This is a genomic window from Oceanicaulis sp., from assembly GCF_965284345.1.
In the GTDB taxonomy this organism is placed as follows: domain Bacteria; phylum Pseudomonadota; class Alphaproteobacteria; order Caulobacterales; family Maricaulaceae; genus Oceanicaulis; species Oceanicaulis alexandrii_A.
This window is the reverse complement of the sequence record NZ_OZ260073.1, coordinates 1,136,418-1,154,276: the sequence shown is the minus strand read 5'-3', so window position 1 is coordinate 1,154,276 and position 17,859 is coordinate 1,136,418. Positions and strand designations below refer to the sequence as shown.

General features: G+C 63.7%; 15 protein-coding genes. 4 read left to right on the top strand and 11 right to left on the bottom strand.

Translation table 11 applies throughout. The annotated features are described in order from the left end of the window. The first annotated feature begins 38 nt into the window (after positions 1 to 38). Both ACQ66J_RS05720 and ACQ66J_RS05715 read left to right on the top strand, forming a co-directional pair. Positions 39 to 905: a PHB depolymerase family esterase gene (locus ACQ66J_RS05720; protein WP_430430839.1), complete on the top strand. Its 867-nt coding sequence runs from the start codon at positions 39 to 41 to the stop codon at positions 903 to 905. Between the two features lie 145 nt (positions 906 to 1,050). Further along, on the top strand, positions 1,051 to 2,517 hold the full coding sequence (locus ACQ66J_RS05715) for an SLC13 family permease (protein WP_430430838.1): 1,467 nt from the start codon (positions 1,051 to 1,053) through the stop codon (positions 2,515 to 2,517). Positions 2,518 to 2,731: 214 nt separating this feature from the next. Here the strand turns inward: ACQ66J_RS05715 and ACQ66J_RS05710 are convergent, their stop codons facing one another. Then, positions 2,732 to 2,911 carry a hypothetical protein gene (locus ACQ66J_RS05710; RefSeq protein ID WP_430430837.1) on the bottom strand — a complete coding sequence of 60 codons (180 nt, stop codon included), beginning with the start codon at positions 2,909 to 2,911 and terminating at the stop codon, positions 2,732 to 2,734. A gap of 179 nt (positions 2,912 to 3,090) precedes the next feature. Between ACQ66J_RS05710 and ACQ66J_RS05705 the strand changes: the two genes are divergently transcribed. Continuing rightward, positions 3,091 to 4,686, top strand: a complete 1,596-nt coding sequence (locus tag ACQ66J_RS05705; RefSeq protein WP_430432233.1) for an ABC-F family ATP-binding cassette domain-containing protein — start codon at positions 3,091 to 3,093, stop codon at positions 4,684 to 4,686. Here ACQ66J_RS05705 and ACQ66J_RS05700 read toward each other — a convergent pair. The 6 genes from ACQ66J_RS05700 to ACQ66J_RS05675 form a co-directional block, all read right to left on the bottom strand. Beyond that, positions 4,676 to 4,900: a TIGR03643 family protein gene (locus ACQ66J_RS05700; protein ID WP_430430836.1), complete on the bottom strand. Its 225-nt coding sequence runs from the start codon at positions 4,898 to 4,900 to the stop codon at positions 4,676 to 4,678. The two genes, ACQ66J_RS05705 and ACQ66J_RS05700, sit on opposite strands and share 11 nt — an antisense overlap. Before the next feature lie 74 nt (positions 4,901 to 4,974). Continuing rightward, positions 4,975 to 5,613 carry a glutathione S-transferase gene (locus ACQ66J_RS05695; RefSeq protein ID WP_430430835.1) on the bottom strand — a complete coding sequence of 213 codons (639 nt, stop codon included), beginning with the start codon at positions 5,611 to 5,613 and terminating at the stop codon, positions 4,975 to 4,977. Continuing rightward, entirely contained in the window at positions 5,606 to 6,541 is a 936-nt protein-coding gene (locus ACQ66J_RS05690) for a rhodanese-related sulfurtransferase (RefSeq protein WP_430430834.1), read from the bottom strand. The genes ACQ66J_RS05695 and ACQ66J_RS05690 overlap by 8 nt, the downstream gene beginning before the upstream one ends. A gap of 84 nt (positions 6,542 to 6,625) precedes the next feature. Continuing rightward, positions 6,626 to 9,115: a zinc-dependent metalloprotease gene (locus ACQ66J_RS05685; protein ID WP_430430833.1), complete on the bottom strand. Its 2,490-nt coding sequence runs from the start codon at positions 9,113 to 9,115 to the stop codon at positions 6,626 to 6,628. Positions 9,116 to 9,253: 138 nt separating this feature from the next. Further along, positions 9,254 to 9,739: a YHS domain-containing (seleno)protein gene (locus tag ACQ66J_RS05680; protein WP_430430832.1), complete on the bottom strand. Its 486-nt coding sequence runs from the start codon at positions 9,737 to 9,739 to the stop codon at positions 9,254 to 9,256. Between the two features lie 153 nt (positions 9,740 to 9,892). Continuing rightward, positions 9,893 to 11,314 (bottom strand): NAD(P)/FAD-dependent oxidoreductase, encoded by a 1,422-nt coding sequence (locus ACQ66J_RS05675; protein ID WP_430430831.1) that lies wholly within the window; start codon positions 11,312 to 11,314, stop codon positions 9,893 to 9,895. A 113-nt stretch (positions 11,315 to 11,427) separates the two neighbouring features. Here ACQ66J_RS05675 and ACQ66J_RS05670 point away from each other — a divergent pair, with 113 nt between their 5' ends. After that, complete coding sequence (locus ACQ66J_RS05670; RefSeq protein WP_430430830.1) at positions 11,428 to 12,006, top strand: TetR/AcrR family transcriptional regulator; 579 nt, start codon at positions 11,428 to 11,430, stop codon at positions 12,004 to 12,006. Positions 12,007 to 12,014: 8 nt separating this feature from the next. Here ACQ66J_RS05670 and ilvD read toward each other — a convergent pair whose 3' ends face one another. Genes ilvD through ACQ66J_RS05650 form a run of 4 tightly spaced genes read right to left on the bottom strand, consistent with a single transcriptional unit; the run spans position 12,015 to position 17,755 of the window. Beyond that, positions 12,015 to 13,697: a dihydroxy-acid dehydratase gene (gene ilvD / locus ACQ66J_RS05665; RefSeq protein WP_430430829.1), complete on the bottom strand. Its 1,683-nt coding sequence runs from the start codon at positions 13,695 to 13,697 to the stop codon at positions 12,015 to 12,017. Between the two features lie 6 nt (positions 13,698 to 13,703). Continuing rightward, positions 13,704 to 15,005: a threonine synthase gene (gene thrC / locus ACQ66J_RS05660; protein ID WP_430430828.1), complete on the bottom strand. Its 1,302-nt coding sequence runs from the start codon at positions 15,003 to 15,005 to the stop codon at positions 13,704 to 13,706. Beyond that, positions 14,996 to 15,949 (bottom strand): homoserine kinase, encoded by a 954-nt coding sequence (locus ACQ66J_RS05655; protein ID WP_430430827.1) that lies wholly within the window; start codon positions 15,947 to 15,949, stop codon positions 14,996 to 14,998. The genes thrC and ACQ66J_RS05655 overlap by 10 nt, the downstream gene beginning before the upstream one ends. 21 nt (positions 15,950 to 15,970) lie before the next feature. Next, entirely contained in the window at positions 15,971 to 17,755 is a 1,785-nt protein-coding gene (locus ACQ66J_RS05650; protein ID WP_430430826.1) for a homoserine dehydrogenase, read from the bottom strand. Positions 17,756 to 17,859 lie beyond the last annotated feature (104 nt).

Sequence of the window (17,859 nt, the reverse complement as noted above, 5' to 3'; positions counted from 1 at the left end):
GACGGGCGCTGTCCAGAGGACGGCGCCCGGACGCTCTCATGATGCGATATCTCATCTCTCTGATCGTCCTTCTGACGACGCCGTTCGGCCTCGCACGCGCCGAGGACTGGCAGGCGGGCCAGTTCGTCTTTTCAGACTGGGCGGGACCGCCGCTCCGCGTCTTCTATCTGGAGCCGCCGGCAGGGCTTTCGCCCGATGCGCCGGTGGTGATCGTCATGCATGGCGTGAACCGCAACGCCGATGACTATCGCGATAATTGGCGGGATTTGGCGCACCGTTATGGATTGCGGGTTTATGCGCCGGAGTTTTCTGCGGCGGATTTCCCCGGCGCCGCCCTCTACAATCTGGGCGGCGTGGGGCGGGACGGACCATCCGCCTACGCGGCGCTTGAGCCTTTGTTCAGCGCCATCGCTCAACGCGGCGGCGAGGCTGACGGCTATTATCTGTTCGGGCATTCCGCCGGGGCGCAGTATGTCCACCGGGCGTTATTGTTTGAAGACCTGCCGCATCTGATCACGGCCTATAGCGCCAATGCCGGCTGGTATACCTTGCCGGACCCCAACCAGGCTTGGCCATATGGAACCGGCGGCACGTGGGCGAGCGAAGACGATATCGGTCGCTGGGTGGGCATGCCACTGACCATTTTGCTGGGCGAGAGAGACATTGATCCGCGTCATCAACACCTGCGCCATACGCCGGAGGCTGAGGCGCAAGGCCCGCATCGCTATGCGCGCGGCGTCTATTTCGCCAACGCCGCCCGCGTCCGCGCGGAAGAACTGGGCGTGACCTATGGCTGGCGCGTGGGCAGCGTGCCCGACGTGGCGCACGACAATGCCGGCATGGCGGAGGCTGCTGCGTGGATGATCTCAATAGAAGCCCGTGAGCGGGCGGAGGACGTTGACTGATGATCTCGCGTCGCTCCATCGCCCCCATACATCTTTTCACATGAGCGCACTCCTGGCGCAGCGACCCTCAGACAGTGGCTTGCAAGCAGGCGGGGTCTGTGTCGCGCGCTTCTGAAACGACAAAAACTCAAGACAGGCGAACGTAATGATCGCACAAGAAACTTCCGGCCCGGCTCTTTATCAGCGCGTCGGCCTTGTTCTGGGGCCGATCGCCGCCCTGATCACGGCTCTGACCTTCTCGCCTGAAGGTCTGCCCCAACAGGCCTCCATCGTCGCCGCGATCGGCGTCCTCATGGCGATCTGGTGGGCGACCGAAGCCATTCCGGTGGCCATCACCGCCTTTCTACCGCTTGTGGCCCTGCCGATCTTGGGCGTGGTGTCCACGCGTGAGATTGCAGCGCCTTATGCGCACCCCATTATCTATCTGTTCTTTGGCGGGTTCGTGGTGGCGCTGGCGATCGAGCGGTGCGGACTGCATCGGCGCATCGCTCTAGGCGTGTTCGCCATCGCAGGCGCCGACGCCCGGGCGCTGGTCGCCGGTTTCATGGGCGCAGCGGCGTTTGTGAGCATGTGGATCTCCAACACCTCGACGAGCTTGATGCTGCTGCCCATCGCGGTGTCGGTCTTCACGGTGATCAATGAAACCATGCCGACGCTGGCGCCGCGCCAGCGCGAGAATTTTGGGATCTCCTTACTGCTGGGCCTGGCCTATGGCGCCACGCTGGGCGGGGTCGCGACGCTGGTGGGCACGCCGCCGAACGCTTTCATGGTCGGTTTCATGGCGGATAATTACGACGTCCAGATCGATTTTGCGCGCTGGATGATGGTCGGCGTGCCGGTCTCGCTGGTGATGCTGCCGCTGGCTTGGCTGGTGCTGACGCGCTTCATCTATCCGATCAATTTCAAGGCCTCCGATGAAGCCGTCCAGCATATCCGAGCCATGCGCGAAGGGCTCGGCGCCATGAGCAAGGCGGAAGTGCGCACCGCGCTTTTGTTCGGGTTTCTGGTGTTCGGCTGGCTGTCGCGCAGCTGGCTGAGCAGCCTGCCTTTCCTGGGCGAGCTGACGGACACTGGCGTCGCGATGACGGCCGCGGTCGCCGCCTTCCTGATCCCGTCGGGTCAGAAAGGCCAGGCGTTGATGACCTGGGACGCCATGTCCCGACTGCCCTGGGGCGTACTGGCGCTGTTCGGCGGCGGACTGGCGCTGGCGACCGCCGTCACCAGTTCAGGGCTGGCCTTGTGGATGGGGCAACAACTGGTCGGCGTCGGGACGATCAACGCCATCCTGCTCGTGGTCACGGCGACGGCGTTGGTGATCTTCATCACCGAATTGACCAGCAATCTTGCGACTACGGCGACTTTCCTGCCGGTGATCGCGGCGATCGGGGTGGAGACCGGTCAGGACCCGCTGATCTATGTCATCCCGGTTACGCTGGCGGCCAGTTGCGCCTTCATGCTGCCGGTGGCCACCCCGCCCAACGCCGTGGTGTTCAGCTCAGGGCTTGTCGCGATCCCGGCCATGGCCCGGGTGGGTCTCGTGCTGAACATCATCGCTGTGGCGGTCTTGAGCGTGGTCGCCTTGCTGCTCGCGCCCCTCGTGTTTCCAACCTGACCCCATAGAAAAAACCCGCCGGAGACCGGCGGGCTTTTCAGTCGTCTTATAGCTTGAGCGTTAAGCGGCTTTCTTGAGCGCTTTTTTTGCTTTTTTCAGCTTGGTTTCCTGATTTTCGATCTTCGCCTTGCGGGTTTTGATCTCTTTTTTCAGGTCTTTGACTTTTTTCGACGCCATGTCGGGTCTCCTTGGTAAGTGAGGCGCGTCTTTTGGGTCATGCGCTGTCTTCAGGTGTATGGCGGGCGATGAAGCCCTTGATGAAGAGGCGCAACTCCCGGGCGGCGCTGGTGTCCAGTTCATCACAAAGCTGAACGAATTGATCGCGCTGGTCCTTGGTCAGGCGAATGACAAGCTGGCTGTCTTTTTTCTTTTTCACCTTCTTGTCGTCAGCCATGGACCGGATCCAATCTCGCATCTGCTATGCAACGGCTATCTACTGTATATACGTTTTAGGCTGTGTCCAGTGTTCAAGACGATTTTGTGACGTTGCCCGCGAGGCGCCTTGATGCGGGCATGCTGCACCGCACAGCGGCTTTTCATTGCGCCGCGCGCTGTGACGGTTACACCGCCCCCATGCTTACGATCTCAAATCTCGATTACCGTATCGGCGCCCGCTCGCTGTTTGAAAACGCCTCGGCGCAAATCTCCAGCGGCTGGAAGGTCGGCCTGGTGGGCCGCAACGGCACGGGCAAGTCCACCTTGCTCAAGCTGATCCGCGAGGAGATCGATCAGCCGTCGCCCGATTCCGCGATCCGCCTGATCAAGGGCGCGCGCATGGGCTGGGTGGCCCAGGAGGTCGGGGCGTCTGACGACACTATCCTCGACGTGGTGCTCGCTACCGACGAAGAGCGTCACGCCCTGATGCAGGAAGCGGAGACCGCAACCGATCCCGACCGTATCGGCGAGATCCATATGCGGCTGGCCGATATCGACGCCTGGTCAGCGGAATCGCGCGCGGCGGAAGTCCTGATGGGGCTGGGCTTCAGCGATGCGGATCTCTATCGATCAACCAAGGAGTTTTCAGGCGGCTGGCGCATGCGCGCCGCCATCGCCGGGGTGCTGTTCTCAGAACCTGACCTCTTGCTGCTGGATGAGCCGACCAACTATCTTGATCTGGAAGGTGCGGCCTGGCTTGAGAGTTATCTCAAGAAATACCCCCACACCGTGCTGATCGTCAGTCACGACCGCGAGATGCTGAACCGTTGCGTCACCCATACGATGGCGCTGGAGCATCAACAGCTCTCGGTGTCGCCGGGCGGCTATGACGCCTGGCTGAAACTGCGGGCGGCGAAGACCGCGCTGCTGGAGAGCCAGCGCGCCAAGCAAGAGGCCGACCGCGCGCACCTCCAGGCTTTCATCGATCGCTTTGGCGCCAAGGCCTCCAAGGCCAGCCAGGCGCAGTCGCGCGTGAAGCGGCTTGAGAAGATGCAAGAGATCAGCATTCCGATCGCCGAACGCACCACGCCCTTCTCTTTCCCCAGCTCCGCCGACACATTGTCTCCGCCCTTGCTGCAATTGCGCGACGCGAAAGTGGGCTATGGCGAAGAGGCGGTGATCTTGAAGGGTGTCGATCTGCGCCTGGACCCTGAAGACCGCATCGCCATTGTCGGCGCCAATGGTCAGGGCAAGACGACTTTGGTCAAATCCATCGCCGAGCGCCTGCCGCTTCTGGCGGGCGATCGCACCGCGCCGCGCGCCTTGCGCATCGGTTATTTCTCGCAAGACCAGATGGATGAGTTAAGGCCGGGCGAGACGGTGCTCCAGCACGTGCAGGACGCCCTGCCTGCGGGCTCGCCTGAATCAAAACAGCGCGCCGCCGCGGCTGCGATGGGCTTCGCCCATGAAAAAGTCGGCACCAATATTGAAAAGCTGTCAGGCGGCGAGAAGGTGCGTCTGCTGTTGGGCCTGATGGCGATGGAAAAGCCCCATGTACTGATCCTTGACGAGCCGACCTCGCACCTGGATATCGACAGCCGCGAAGCGCTGATCTACGCGCTCAATGACTATAAGGGCGCCGTCATCCTGATCACCCACGATGTCTATCTCGCCGAAGGCACCGCCGATCAGCTCTGGCTCGTCAATGACGGCAAGGCCAGCCGATATGACGGCGATCTCAATGATTACCGCAAGCTGATCCTGCAGGCCGATCGCGGCACGATCAAACTCTAGGCGCGGCGTCGCGCGCGGCTTTGACCCGGGCGTGCTTGCTGGCCCGGCCTGACACCCGCTTGCGCCACAGCCGGAAGCTTGAGGGCTTCAGCGACCGGCGCATGATCGCGATGACGTCCGGCTCGCTGAGCCCGGTGTCTTTTTCGATGGCCTCAAAGCTCACATCGTCCGCCCAGGCCAGGGCGATGATTTCGCTGATCTCTTCGGGCGACATGGCGCACTCGTCCTGTTCGCGTCAGGGCTGAGAGCTAGGGCGGGCTGCTGATCTGACGAGGGGCGAGGCGCGCTTCAGTCTTGAGCGGCCGAGACGAACAGGTCGTGCTTGGCCATGATCCGGGCGAAGCGCTCCGAAGCCAGATGCCCCGCCAACCAAGCTTGCAGGTTCGGCCAGGGCTGGGCGTCAAACCAGTCGCGGTCGGTGTTGGCGAATTGCCGGATGAACGGGAAGATCGCGAAATCGGCCAGGCTGGGCGCCTCGCCAAGCAGTTGGGGTGACCTGCTCAGGCGCGTCTCAAGATCGTCCACGATCTCAGAGGCGGCGGCGCGATGGTCTTCAGAGACCGCGCCTTCATAGCGATTGGCGTATTTATAGCGATCAAGATGATGCTTGAAATCGCCGTCATTGCGCGCGATGAGCGCGTCGATCTCGGTGCGGGTCTCAGCGTCGCCTGGCCGCCAGTTTTCAGGATCGTTCTGCGACAGCGCCCAGTGCATCACATCAAGGCTTTCCTCGATCACCTGGCCATCGGCGAGCACCACCACCGGCACTGTTCCCTTTGGCGAAGCCTCAAGCATCTCGGCTGGCTTGTCTTTCAGCAGAATCTCGCGGTGCTCGACCTGGATCTGCGCGGCGTCCAGCGCCATCCGTCCCCGCATGGCGTAGGGGCAGCGCCGGAAGGAGTAGAGAACGGGCAGGGCTTTAGTCATTGTCCGCGTCAGCATCCAGTACAGCGCCCACATGGCGTTCGCCGCGTTCGGCGGCGCGCGCTTCCTGGCGCTGGCGCTCGGCATAGCGCTGGCGCTGCTCTTCAGAGCGGGCGTCATGGCAATGCGGACAGCTGACGCCGGCGATGAAGAGCGGAGATTTGAGATCTTCCGGTCCCAGCGGTTCGCGGCAGGCATGGCAGGTGGTGTAATCACCCAGTTCCAGCCCGTGGCGCACGGCGACCCGGCGGTCAAAGACGAAGCAGTCGCCTTCCCAAAGGCTCTCTTCCTCGGGCACGGTCTCGAGATATTTCAGGATGCCGCCCTTGAGGTGATAGACCTCGTCGAGCCCTTCAGTGAGGGCGAAGGCGGTGGATTTCTCACAGCGTATGCCGCCCGTGCAATACATGGCGATCCGCGCATTGGGGCGGGTCTCGCGAAACTTTCTGAACCAGTCGGGGAATTCGCGAAAGCTCGTGGTTTCTGGGTTCACCGCGCCCTTGAACTGGCCGATGCGCACTTCGTAATCATTGCGCGTGTCGATGGTGACCACGTCCGGCGCCGAGATCAGATCATTCCAGTCTTCCGGCGCCACATAGGAGCCGACGGCTTTCTGAGGGTCCACGCCCGGCACGCCCAGCGTCACGATTTCCTTTTTCAGCCGCACTTTCATGCGCAGGAAGGGCTGGTCGTCGGCGAAGGAGTCCTTGTGCTCGATATCCGCGCAGCCAGGCAGGGACCGGATCACGTTCAGAACGGCCTCGATGGCGTCGGGCGATCCGGCAATGGTGCCATTGATCCCTTCGCTGGCGATCAGCAAGGTGCCGTAGACGTCCTGGTCGCGGCAGGCGGTCAGGAGCTTGCCCTGCAGCGCCTTGTCGGCGATGAGCGGCGTGAATTTATAAAGCGCGGCGACGCGAAACTGGGTCATGACGCCCTTATGCCAAAACCGGCGCGCCAAAAACACCATCAGATCGCAGACCGGGGCGCGGTGAAACGCCCCGGCCCTTGGGGTCTAGTTCAACCCCAGACGGTCCCCGCTATCGCAATGGAAGCACCCATCCGCCCCGATCGGGCTGCCCGGCGGGATATCTGTGTTGGGGATGGACACGGTGCGGCCCTCGTCAATCGCCTGCAGCCCGGCCTCGATTTGCGCTCGCAGCGCAATAGCCTGGCTGGCGCTCACTCGAGCGCGGCGTCCGGAGAGCTCCGTCTGCAACTCCGAGAGCGCTGTCCGCGCCAGCCGTGCGGCGCTAGGTGTCGAGCCGCCCGCCACACGCAGGAGCTGGCTGACATATTCGTCCTGCAGCGCTTCGCGCAGCGGTATCAGCCGCGTCGGTTCGTCACGCGGCGCGTCAAACAGGACGCGCTCGATCCGGGCCAGAACTGATTGAGGGCTCAGCCCGTCGCGATTGCGGGCGGTCTGGTCCTCCAGACGCGCCAGACGGGCGGGAGCCAACATGGCCGACAGACTGATCCGGCCCGCCGCCGCCGCGGCATTGGCGCGGCTGAAGGCGGGATACTGGTCGGTTTCAAACTGTTCGCGCTGGGCGATGGCGTCATAATCTGTGAAGGGCGAAGGGGTGAGCAGCCGTAGCGTCTCGTCTGCAATGTCGAGCCTTGAAGGCTCCAGCGTTTGCGCCAGCGCGTCCAGCGCCCGCCTCTGCCGGGCCGGGTCGTAATCGGTGACGCCCGACACATCCGGGCCGTTGACCTCATAGGCGAACATCACCCCGCCCAGCGCTTTGGCGGCGGCCTCCACCTGATAGCGGTGATAGAGATAGATCGGCGGGAACACATTGCGGATCTCGCTCAGGGGCAGGCCTTGCGCCAGCACATCGGTGCCGAAGCGGTCCAGCGCCGCTGCGCGCACCAGCAGCGTGTCATTCAGCGCGTCCACCGGGTCTGATCCGTTATCCCACAGATTGGCCAGCGGATGGCCGGCATTATTGCCGCGCGCATGCCGGTCGGAGATGTAAAGAAGACCGTCTTCGCGTGCTTGCTGCAGGATCGCTTCCAGCCCGGCGGCTTCGGCGTCGGCGTCCGGATACTGGCTATAAAGCCAGGCGATCGAGGCGATATCCCATTCGCCGATCCCCACATCATACGCCTGCGACGCGTCAAAGCCCGTGGCGTCGTCAAAGCGGATCAGCGGCGCGGGATAATCCATCACCGAGGCGCGATCATTGGTGCTGGCGGCGAAATTGTGCATCAGCCCCAGCGTATGGCCGATCTCATGGGCGGAGAGCTGACGCACGCGCGCCAGCGCCAGCTCCAGCGGATCGTCCGCCGCGCCGGTGCCGGTTTGTTCGACGCCCATCAGCCCCTCAAAGATCAGCCGATCATGGCGCACGCGCTGGCTGCCCAGGATCACATGGCCTTTCAGGATTTCGCCGGTGCGCGGGTCAGTCACGGATGCGCCATAGGACCAGCCGCGGGTCTGGCGGTGCACCCATTGGATGACGTTGTAGCGCGCATCCAGCGGATGCACGCCCTCGGGCAAAAGCTCCACACGATAGGCGTCCTCAAAGCCGGCGGCCTCAAAGGCGTCCGCCCACCAATTGCCGCCTTCGATCAAGGCTTGCTGGATCAGCTCGGGCGCGCCGCGGTCCACATAATAGATGATGGGCTCGACCACCGGTCCGGACGCGGCGTCCGGATCAACCCGTTCCAGCCGGTGACGCCGGGCATAGCCGCGCTGCAAGGGCTGATCGAGCGGGGTCGCCATGTCATAGCGCGTCAGCTCGAACGCGCCGCTGCGCGGATCAGACGCGCGGGTTTCATACCCGTCTTCGGGCAAGGCGATGAAAGAGTGGTGCACGGTCAGGGTCACCGCTTCCGCATAGGGCGCGGTGGCGCGCACTTCTCTGCCGGGTTCGCTTGATGAGAGGGTCAGAAGCGTGTCGATTTCAATGTTTTCCGGAAAGCTCAGAACACTGTCGGCCAAGGGCGCGCTGCGGTCGGCGTCGACGGAGAAGGAGCCCTGGCCGGCATTGTCGAGCGCGCCGACGGCGTCGATGGGGTCGCGAGTGAGAAAGCCGGACAGGTCGATCAGCACGTCGCCGTCCGCGCTTTCAGACAGGATGTCGGTGCGCCAGATCACCGAGCGGGCGAAGGATTGCGCCGTGGCGGCGCTTTCATCCGCGCCCGCGCCCAGGGCGGCGTAGCGCGTATTTTCAAACTCGGCGAAGACCGCATCGCCCACCCGGCTGAAGCGCAGGATCCAGGTGTCGGTCCCAAGGCCCCGGTCAAGCCCGACCGGGTTTGACCCCAACCCTGACGTCAGGCGCGCGGTGTAGATCATCCGGCCCAGAACGCCGTCTTCTGAGGGGGTGAGCGCGGCGAGCACCCGGCCCTTGGCGGGGTCGGGATAGAGCGTGATCAAGCCGTCCTGACGGCTCAGCCCTTCGACGGTTTCAGTAAAGCTGGCTTCGTCCTGGGCCAGCGCCTGTGCGCCGGACACGGCCAGGCACAGCGCCAGTGCGCTGGTGATCGCTCGCAACATGGTCAGTCTCCCCTTGGCGCGTTTCGCGCTCTTGGGGGAAGGCTAGCCAGACCGGGCGGATTTGAACAGGGGTCAGCGCAAACGGGCGGCCGCGCTGCGACCGCCCGTTCGTCGTCCGATAAGGGCAGGGGGGGACCCTTACAGGTCGGACGCTGCAGTATGCTCGATTTCGGCCCAGTTGGTTTCGGCGCGGGCCAGGGTGCCGGCCTCGTCATTGAGGAAGTTGCGCAGGATTTCCTCGTTCACGAAGACATAGAGCTGGCCGTCGCGCACGGCGGAGAAGCGCGGATCACCGTCCAGTTTCTTGCCCAGGGCCACGCCCAGCGCGCAGAAGCCACCATAGGCCGGAATGTAAGCGTCGGGATTGCGGCGGAAGGTGCGCAGATTGGCGCGGGTGTTGAAGTAATAGGCGACGCCTTCGTGGACGTGGGCGAACTCGGCGCTGCCGTCGAGGCGAATGCCGGTCTCGATCAGCGCGACCGGGTCAGAGCCGTGCAGGCCCAGCGGGGCGCCGGCCAGGGTGTAACCGGATGTGACGTTGTTTTCGTCTTCAGCCAGGGCGATCGGGGCGGTTGTGGCGACCAGCGCAAGGCCGATCAGAGCGGTGGACATCAAGGTTTTCATAGTCTCTCTCCGAGGGGGCGCGCTGGGGATCAGCGAGCGGCAGTGAAGGCGCAGCGCCTTCGGTCAGCTCGGGTAAAAGAGACAAATCCTGATCGGCTTTGTAGACGGAATTCTCCCTAATGGGTTTTACGGTCGGGGAACTCCCGTATGGGCTCAGGCCGACGCAGTCTGCGGCTCGTCAAGCTGTTTGAGATACTCAAACAGCTTGGCGACCGCGGCAGGCGCGCTCTGGCGCATGCCCTGTAAAAGCGCGGTCTTCTCGGTGTCTTCAGGGTCGACATCGCTGACAAGTTTGCTGAACCCGTCCAGCCGGTTTGTCCGCAGCCAGGCGCGCAATTCTGGGATCTGGCTCCAATTGTACTGATTCATCATAAAGGCGGCGGTGAAGCGGATGAAATCGGTGTCGTGATTGGGCAGCGGCACCACCCCGCACAGCCGGTTCTGCTCGGCTTCATCCTCATAGGCGGCCTCGATATGGGCGATGAAGGCGGCGCTGAACACCGGCTGATAGGAGCGCACCATCTGAAGCACGATCTTCTCGCCCTGAAAGACCGGCACGATGGCGTCATTGCTGACCGCGCGGGCCGAACAATCGATCAGCACATGATCGGGGGTGATCGCGATTTCGCCCTCATCCAGCACGATTGTATTTGCGCTGATGGTCTTCACCCGGCCTTTGCGGATGACGCGTTTGATATGACGCAACGCCTCCAGCTCCATGCGCGAGACCGTCGCGCCGTGAAACATTTCTGGGCGAACATCGGGGTCAAGACGCAGGAAATATCCCGCCGCTTCCAGCCGATCAAACATGTCTTCAATGCTGGTGGAGTTGGCGATGGCGTCGAACTGACGCGCCTGGGCGCCGATCGTGTCAAAGAAAAACTCCGGCTCGGTCTGGGTGTTGCGCCGGTCCAGCAGCCAGGCGTCGCGGGGCATGATCCACTGGATGAGATCCGGGGCGACGCCCTGCTCAAGCAGCCAAAGACAGGAATCGATCGCGGTCTTGCCCGCGCCGATGACCACAAAGCCTTTCGGTGTCCGCGAAATTTTCGGCAAGTCATTGGGCGGCATGAACCAGGCGTCCGCCGTTACGTCAAAGCCGGGTGTATGAGTAGACGGAACGCTGGTCTTCAGATGTGTCGCGTCTACCGTCTTGCGCCGGACGGTCACCTTAAAGACCTCGCCGGTGAGGATGTGCTCAAACCGTCCGTCGCCGCGCCATCGGCACATCGGGAAGAACCGCACCCGGCCCGAGGGCAGGAAGGTGTGGTTCATCACATGCTCGTAATAGGCCAGCACTTCGTTTCCGCTGGCGAGATCACCCAGCCCCTTGTTCAGGCCCACCTGATCGCGCTGCCCCCGGCTGAGCTCCTTGGAGGACACGCCGTAAAAGCTCGACGGCTGGTGCAGCGTCACGAACGGATAGGCATGGTTCCAATGTCCGCCGGGCTTGGCGTTCTGGTCGATGATGATCAGGTCGGCGTCGGTTTCAGTCAGGAGTGTATCGGTGAAGGCCAGGCCCATGGCGCCGCCGCCAATGACCAGATAATCAGTCTCAAGTGATGTGATCGCCATGAGTCGCCTCCCCGCGACGGCTCCCCCGAGTATTTAAGCATGCGGGTTGAGCCTGATCATAACAGTGTTATAGGACTGTCAGGGCCAATCCCCGACCCGTCAAGGCTCAAACCATGTCTGATGCGAAAACCAAGATCATGCAGGCGGCGTCTAAGCTGTTTTTGCAAGCGGGCTCAAAGGGGTTGAGCGTGCGGGCGATCGCGCGTGAGGCGGGCGTGTCAACCATCGGGATTTACAGCCATTTTGACGGCAAGCAGGGCATTCTGGATGCGCTGTATATTGAAGGGTTCGAGCAGGTCGAAGCCACGACTGTTCTGCCGGAAGCGCCCATGGACCGCGACGCGGCGATCGAAGCGGTGGTGCGCCAGTATCTGCGCAGCGTTCAGGCCCATGAGGCGCATTACCGGCTGATCTTTGGCGAGCAAGCGCCCGATTTCACACCCTCAGACGCCGCGCGTCAGGCGGCGGGGCGCGCTTTTGCGAGCCTGCTTGGGCGGGCGGCGGATTTCCTGCCCCGTCACAGCGAAGCCGAAACCCGAGACGCTGCGCTTCAGATCTGGGCGCTGATCCATGGCTTTGTCAGCCTGCGTCATCATGTGGCGATGCTCAAACAGCATGATGAAGCGTGGGAGGACCAGGTGGTCCGCGCCGTGATCGTTCACATCAAGGCGCTGGACGAACCTGAATCCTGATCCTCGCTCTAATCAAACGGGAAGCTTGTCACGGCGCCGTCTGAAGCGGAATGGACCAGCTTGGCGTATTTGGCGTAGGCGCCGTGGCGGTATTTGGGTTCGGGCGGGGTGAAGCCCTGGGCCATGCGCGCCTTGAGATCGGCTTTCACATCGATGCGCCGGTTTTCAATGTCGATGGTGATCACGTCGCCGGTTTCAATAAAGGCGATCGGCCCGCCATGGGCGGCTTCGGGCGCCACATGGCCCACCATGAAGCCATAGGTGGCGCCGGAGAAACGGCCATCGGTCATCAGCGCCACGTCATCGCCAAGGCCTGCGCCCTGAATGGCGGCCGTGACGGCCAGCATTTCGCGCATGCCCGGCCCGCCTGCGGGACCTTCATTTCGGATGACGACGATATCGCCCTTTTCGATCTGGCCTGCATTGACGGCGGCGAAGCAGTCTTCCTCGCTGTCATAAACCTTGGCGGGGCCTTCAAAGAACAGCCGGTCATGCCCGGCGAGCTTGGCCACACAGCCCTCAGGCGCCAGATCGCCATAGAGCACGCCAAACCCGCCGCGTGATTTGAGCGGCTTGTCCGTGGACAGGATCACATCCTGGCCCGGCGTTTCCTGAGCGAGCCCGGCTTCTTCAAACAGGGATTTGCCGGTGACGGTGGGCGCATCCTCGATCAGCTTCGCGGCCTGCAAGCGTTGCAGCAGCAGGCGCGCCCCGCCCGCCGCCGCCATATCGGGCGCCATATAGCGTCCGCCGGGCTTGAGGTCGGCGATGACGGGCGTTTTGCGGCTGACGGCGTCAAACATGTCGATATCAAACTGGTCCTGGCTGATCCCCGCTTCACGCGCGATGGCCAGAAGGTGCAGCACAGCGTTGGTCGAGCCTGCCGTGGCGGTGACGGCGGCGGCGGCGTTTTTAAGGCTCGTCGGTGTAATGATGTCGCGCGGACGACGATCCGCCTTCAGCGCATCCACGACCGCTTCGCCCGCCTTGCGGGCGGCTTCGGGTTTGTCGGGGTGCACGGCGGGAATGTCATTGAGCCCCATGGGCGACAGGCCGAGCGCCGACAGCGCCAGCGCCATGGTGTTGGCGGTGAACTGGCCCCCGCAGGCGCCCGCGCCGGGACAGGCGGCTTTTTCGACCTCGACCAATTCCTCTTCGCTGATCTTGCCCGCCGCGCAGGCGCCCACGGCTTCAAACACATCCTGAATGGTGACCGCCTTGTCGTGCAGGTGTCCGGGCATGATTGAGCCGCCATAGAGCACGACGCTGGGCAGGTTCATCCGCGCCGCCGCCATGGCCGCGCCCGGCAGGGTCTTGTCGCACCCCACCAGGAACAGAACGGCGTCCAGGCTATGGCCGCGCACCGCCAGCTCGGCGGAATCGGCCACGCAATCGCGGCTCATCAGGCTGGCGCGCATGCCTTCGGTGCCCATGGAGATGCCGTCAGTGACCACGATGGTGTTGAAATCCACCGCCGTGCCGCCCGCCGCTTCAATCCCGGCGCGGGCATGATCGGCCAGGCCCTGAAGGTGCATGTTGCACGGGGTGACGCTGGTCCAGGTGTTGACGATGGCGATCATGGGCTTGGCCATGCGTTCATCATCATAGCCGGCGGCGCGGAGCATGGCGCGGGCCGGCGCGCGGGCGGGCCCCTGGATCAGCGTGTGAGAGGGGCGTTTGGTATCGGTCATGTCAATTCAGGCCGTTTCATTCAGGGCGTTCAAATGATGTCGCAAGGCGTCGAGGTCTGCGCCGCAGGATTCTGATCGCGTAGGACGGCCCAGCACGTCGGCGAGGGCTTCAGAGGGTTCAAGGGTCTGACCGATCAGGGGCTCGACCACGTCCGCGAATTTATAGGGGTGGGCGGTCGCTGCGATCACCCACGGCCGCGCATGCAGGTCAAACTCGCGCATGCGCGACAAGGCCTCGGCGGCGGTCGCCGAATGCGGACACCAGACATAGCCTGAGCGCTCAAAATCAGCCTTGATCCGCGCGCGAATGGCCCGGTCCTCCACCAGCTCTACCGACAGGCGCGCCGCATCGTCGGGCAAGGCGTTCAGGCGTTCGAAATTGCTGGGCGCGCCCACATCCATGGCGTTCGCCAGCGTGGCGATGGAGGCGCGCGGTTCATACCGGCCCGAGATCGACCAGTCCGCCAGCGTGCGATTGGCGTTGGTCGCCAGAACGATCGGTCCCCAGGGCGCGCCCATATGACGGGCCCAGATCGCAGCGACCCCATGGCCGAGATTGCCTGTGGGGATGATCAGGCCGGGTTTGACGCCGTTCTTTTCATAGGCTTGCCGCGCCGCCCAGGCCATATAGGCCGCCTGGGGCAAGAGCCGGGCGATATTGATGGAATTGGCGCTGGTGAGGTTGTGGCGCTCGCTCAGCGCTCGGTCAGCGAAAGCCGCCTTCACCATGCGCTGGCAGGCGTCGAAATCGCCATCGACTTCCAATGCCGTCACCGGCGCGTTCCAGCAGGTCAGCTGGCGTTCCTGAAAGGCGGAAATGCGGCCCTTGGCGTACAGGATCACCGCCCGGACGCCCTTGCGGCCTTCCGCCGCGCAGCCCACCGCCCCGCCCGTATCGCCCGAGGTGGCGGCGAGCACGGTGAAGGGGGCGCTTGGATCGCCCAGCTTGTCCAGACAGCGTAGCAAAAAGCGCGCGCCCACATCCTTGAAGGCGCCGGTGGGGCCGTGAAACAGCTCCAGCGCGAACACGCCCGGCCGCCCCGGATGCGGGTTCACCAGAGGCACATCAAAATCATAGGTCTCTTCAACGAGCTCGGGCAGAACGCTTTCCAGCTGATCGCCTTTGAAGAAAGGCGCAAAAAGCGTGAGCGCGGTTTCTTTCAGGCTGGTTTGCACGGACAGGCCGCTGAGCTGCCCTTCAGGAAACGTATCGGGGATGAACAAGCCGCCATCGCCCGCCAATCCCACGCGGATCGCGTCTGAGATGGAGCTGGCGCTGGCGCCGTTGCGGGTGGAGATCAGGCGCATGCTTCTTGTTCCTCGTGAGGTTCGAGACGCACGCCGGCGCTCTCTAGCGGCGCACGATAGACGCGCGTTTGCCGGCCTGCTGATTTGAAGGCGTCCGCCATCGCCTGCTGGACGGCGTCGGCGTCTTCATCGCTCGCCCAGGCGAAGATGGAGGGACCGGAGCCCGAGAACGAGCATCCAAGAGCGTTCGCCTCCAGGGCTGCGGCTTTGACGTTGCGCATTTCCGACAACAGGAAGGCGCGCTGGGGTTCAATCAGTATGTCATCAAGCCCTGCGCGAATGAGATCGAGATCTGAAACCGCGCAGCCCAGCGTGAAGGCGCCCAGGCGCCGGGCATGCTCGACCGCGGTGTTCAGGGGCGTTTCGGGTTTGAGGACATCGCGCGCGGCCTGGGTTTCGGTCTTGGCGTCGGGATGAAACAGAATGGCGCTGACGCCTTTGGGAACGGGCATCGGCTTGACCAGGGCGGGATCGAGTTGCGCGGCGATCACCAGCCCGCCCAGGAGCGAAGCCATGACATTGTCCCAAGGTGGCGGGTCCGCGCTGGCGCGCTCGCCTTCCAGGGCGAAGGCCAGCAAGTCCGGCGTTGAAAAGGGTTTGTCGAGCAAGGCGTTGACGGCGGCGGCGGCGGCGACGGCGCTAGCCGCCGACCCGCCCATGCCAGCGCTGATCGGCACGCCCTTGATCACATCGAGACGCACGCCGAAGGGCGCGTTCACAGCCTTCAGCACCGCTTGCGCGGCGCGAAGGGCCGTGTTGCGCATCGGGTCTTCAGGCAGGTGCGTCATCAGACCCGAGACCTGACCCAAGCGGACGCCTGTCATCTCTTCCTTATGGGCGACGACCTCGTCCCGGACAGCGTCGAACGCCTGTCCCAACACATCAAATCCAACCCCGACATTGCCAATGCTGGCCGGGGCGCTGGCGCGCGCGAATGCAGTCATGAGAAATACGGGTCCTTTCCGTCAGGCGCTGCGCAACGCATCGTCCGCTCGAAGGGGGGAGCGAACGGACGATGCGTGCGCTGGGGCGGCGCCATCACACGCCCAAGCCCGTCGGATGTCCATCATGTCGCCGAAAACGGCTGCAGCGGTCGGCCAACGTCCGGCGCCCTTGCCTTGCAAGGTGCAGACATCGCCATTGGACAAGGTCAGCAGAAAGCGGTTCTCCTCATTGCGGGCGCCCGCCAGCGGGTGGTCTTGGGGGACGGCGCGGACCTGAACTTCCGCATCCACAACCCCGCCCGCGCCCAGTCTGCACTGACCGATTTGTTTATAGATCTGCCCGTTCGCCAGCGCCTCTTGCGCCTGCTCGGCGGAGACCTCGCTCAAAGATTGCTTGGCGATCTTTTCAGGCGGCAAGTTCACGCCGAACGCTTCGCGGATCAGAATGGACAGCTTGTCCGCCGCATCATGGCCATCCACATCCGCACTGGGATCGGCTTCGGCGAAGCCCATGCGCTGGGCGGCGGCGACCGCCTCGTCAAATGCGACGCCCTGTCCCAGCTGGTCGAGGATGAAATTGCCCGTGCCGTTCATCACGCCTTCCACCGCGACGACGCCTTTTGATTTCAATTCGGAGAGGCGTTCCAGCACCACGACGCCGCCCCCGACAGAGGCCGAGAACATCAGCTGCGCCCCGCCCTTCCGGGCGGCGTCATGCAGAGCGTCATAATGTTTGGCGACGGCCGCCTTGTTGGCGGTGACCACATGCTGGCCGTTGCGCAGGGGCGGCAGCATCAATTCAGCCGGGCCGTCGGCGCCGCCGGTCATCTCCACCACAAGATCGGGATCCCGTGCGAGGGCGGAATGCGGATCGGAGGTGAAGATCGCGCGGCGGTCATCCGCGCGCGATCCCACATTGCGCACCAGCACCGGGTTGAGTTCAAAGAGTTCAGGATGGCTCAGCACATGGTCGAGCACGCCTGAGCCCACCGCGCCACAGCCCAGAAGCGCCACTTTCATCGGCCCGCGATGGCGCGGGCGACCGATGACTGAGGGGCCCGAGGCGATGCGGGTGGCTTCGCTGGCGCCCATGGCGGCGACTTCCACCACCAGATTGGCGGCCTTGGCCGCTTCGATGGCCTTGGGCTGGATCAGGCCGCGACTGGCGTCCATCGCCTGATCGTAATCAAGCGCGTCATAGCGCTGGGCGTGGGGATCCTTGGCCGGATCATCGGTGTAGACGCCATCCACATCCTTGATCAGCCGCACCCGGTTTGCGCCGGCTTTGACGGCGAAAAACACCGCCGTCAAATCCGTGCCGCCCCGGCCCAGCGTGGCGGCGCCATGCTCTGCATGGCACGCGGTGAAGCCAGGGAGCACAACCGCATCGGCATCGTCCAGCGCGGCGGCCATGGCGTCCTTGTCAAGCTCGCTGAGATTGGAATCCATGGGATCGCCCTCCGCCATCAGCCCGATCTCATGCGGGTCGAGCACTTTGGCGCGCAGGCCCAGCCGCGATAGCGCCAGCCCCATCAGCGCGGCAGACCGGAACTCGCCCAATCGCGCCAGCCGCGCGGTGATATGGGGGAAGGCGTCGCCGCCATTGGCGTCGGCCTGGGCCAGCAGCGTGTCGGTCTCCCCTTTGAGCGCCGAGACGATCACGATGGTTTTCTCTCCCGCCCGGACATGACGGTAGATCTCTGCGCCGGCGGCGGCGTAATCGGTTTCCGAGGTCAGCACGGAGCCGCCGAATTTGAGGACGCACAGGCCTTTGGAGGCGGAGGAGGCGTTAAGCTGGGGATCCATCGGATCAGTCCTTTTTCGTTCGTTGGGTCGCGAGCTGGTTGGGTTTGAAGCATGAAAAAACCCGCTCGCCGGTTTCGGGGAGCGGGTTGGTGTGGGGTTGAATG

What these genes read in the sequence shown, in the direction of transcription:
- ACQ66J_RS05705 (WP_430432233.1), top strand. Translation starts at nt 3,091, where the DNA reads ATGCTTACGATCTCAAATCTCGATTACCGTATCGGCGCCCGCTCGCTG.
- ACQ66J_RS05710 (WP_430430837.1), bottom strand. Translation starts at nt 2,911, where the DNA reads ATGGCTGACGACAAGAAGGTGAAAAAGAAAAAAGACAGCCAGCTTGTC.
- ACQ66J_RS05655 (WP_430430827.1), bottom strand. Translation starts at nt 15,949, where the DNA reads ATGACTGCATTCGCGCGCGCCAGCGCCCCGGCCAGCATTGGCAATGTC.
- ilvD (WP_430430829.1), bottom strand. Translation starts at nt 13,697, where the DNA reads ATGACCGATACCAAACGCCCCTCTCACACGCTGATCCAGGGGCCCGCC.
- thrC (WP_430430828.1), bottom strand. Translation starts at nt 15,005, where the DNA reads ATGCGCCTGATCTCCACCCGCAACGGCGCCAGCGCCAGCTCCATCTCA.
- ACQ66J_RS05700 (WP_430430836.1), bottom strand. Translation starts at nt 4,900, where the DNA reads ATGTCGCCCGAAGAGATCAGCGAAATCATCGCCCTGGCCTGGGCGGAC.
- ACQ66J_RS05680 (WP_430430832.1), bottom strand. Translation starts at nt 9,739, where the DNA reads ATGAAAACCTTGATGTCCACCGCTCTGATCGGCCTTGCGCTGGTCGCC.
- ACQ66J_RS05690 (WP_430430834.1), bottom strand. Translation starts at nt 6,541, where the DNA reads ATGACCCAGTTTCGCGTCGCCGCGCTTTATAAATTCACGCCGCTCATC.
- ACQ66J_RS05695 (WP_430430835.1), bottom strand. Translation starts at nt 5,613, where the DNA reads ATGACTAAAGCCCTGCCCGTTCTCTACTCCTTCCGGCGCTGCCCCTAC.
- ACQ66J_RS05675 (WP_430430831.1), bottom strand. Translation starts at nt 11,314, where the DNA reads ATGGCGATCACATCACTTGAGACTGATTATCTGGTCATTGGCGGCGGC.
- ACQ66J_RS05650 (WP_430430826.1), bottom strand. Translation starts at nt 17,755, where the DNA reads ATGGATCCCCAGCTTAACGCCTCCTCCGCCTCCAAAGGCCTGTGCGTC.
- ACQ66J_RS05670 (WP_430430830.1), top strand. Translation starts at nt 11,428, where the DNA reads ATGTCTGATGCGAAAACCAAGATCATGCAGGCGGCGTCTAAGCTGTTT.
- ACQ66J_RS05685 (WP_430430833.1), bottom strand. Translation starts at nt 9,115, where the DNA reads ATGTTGCGAGCGATCACCAGCGCACTGGCGCTGTGCCTGGCCGTGTCC.
- ACQ66J_RS05720 (WP_430430839.1), top strand. Translation starts at nt 39, where the DNA reads ATGATGCGATATCTCATCTCTCTGATCGTCCTTCTGACGACGCCGTTC.
- ACQ66J_RS05715 (WP_430430838.1), top strand. Translation starts at nt 1,051, where the DNA reads ATGATCGCACAAGAAACTTCCGGCCCGGCTCTTTATCAGCGCGTCGGC.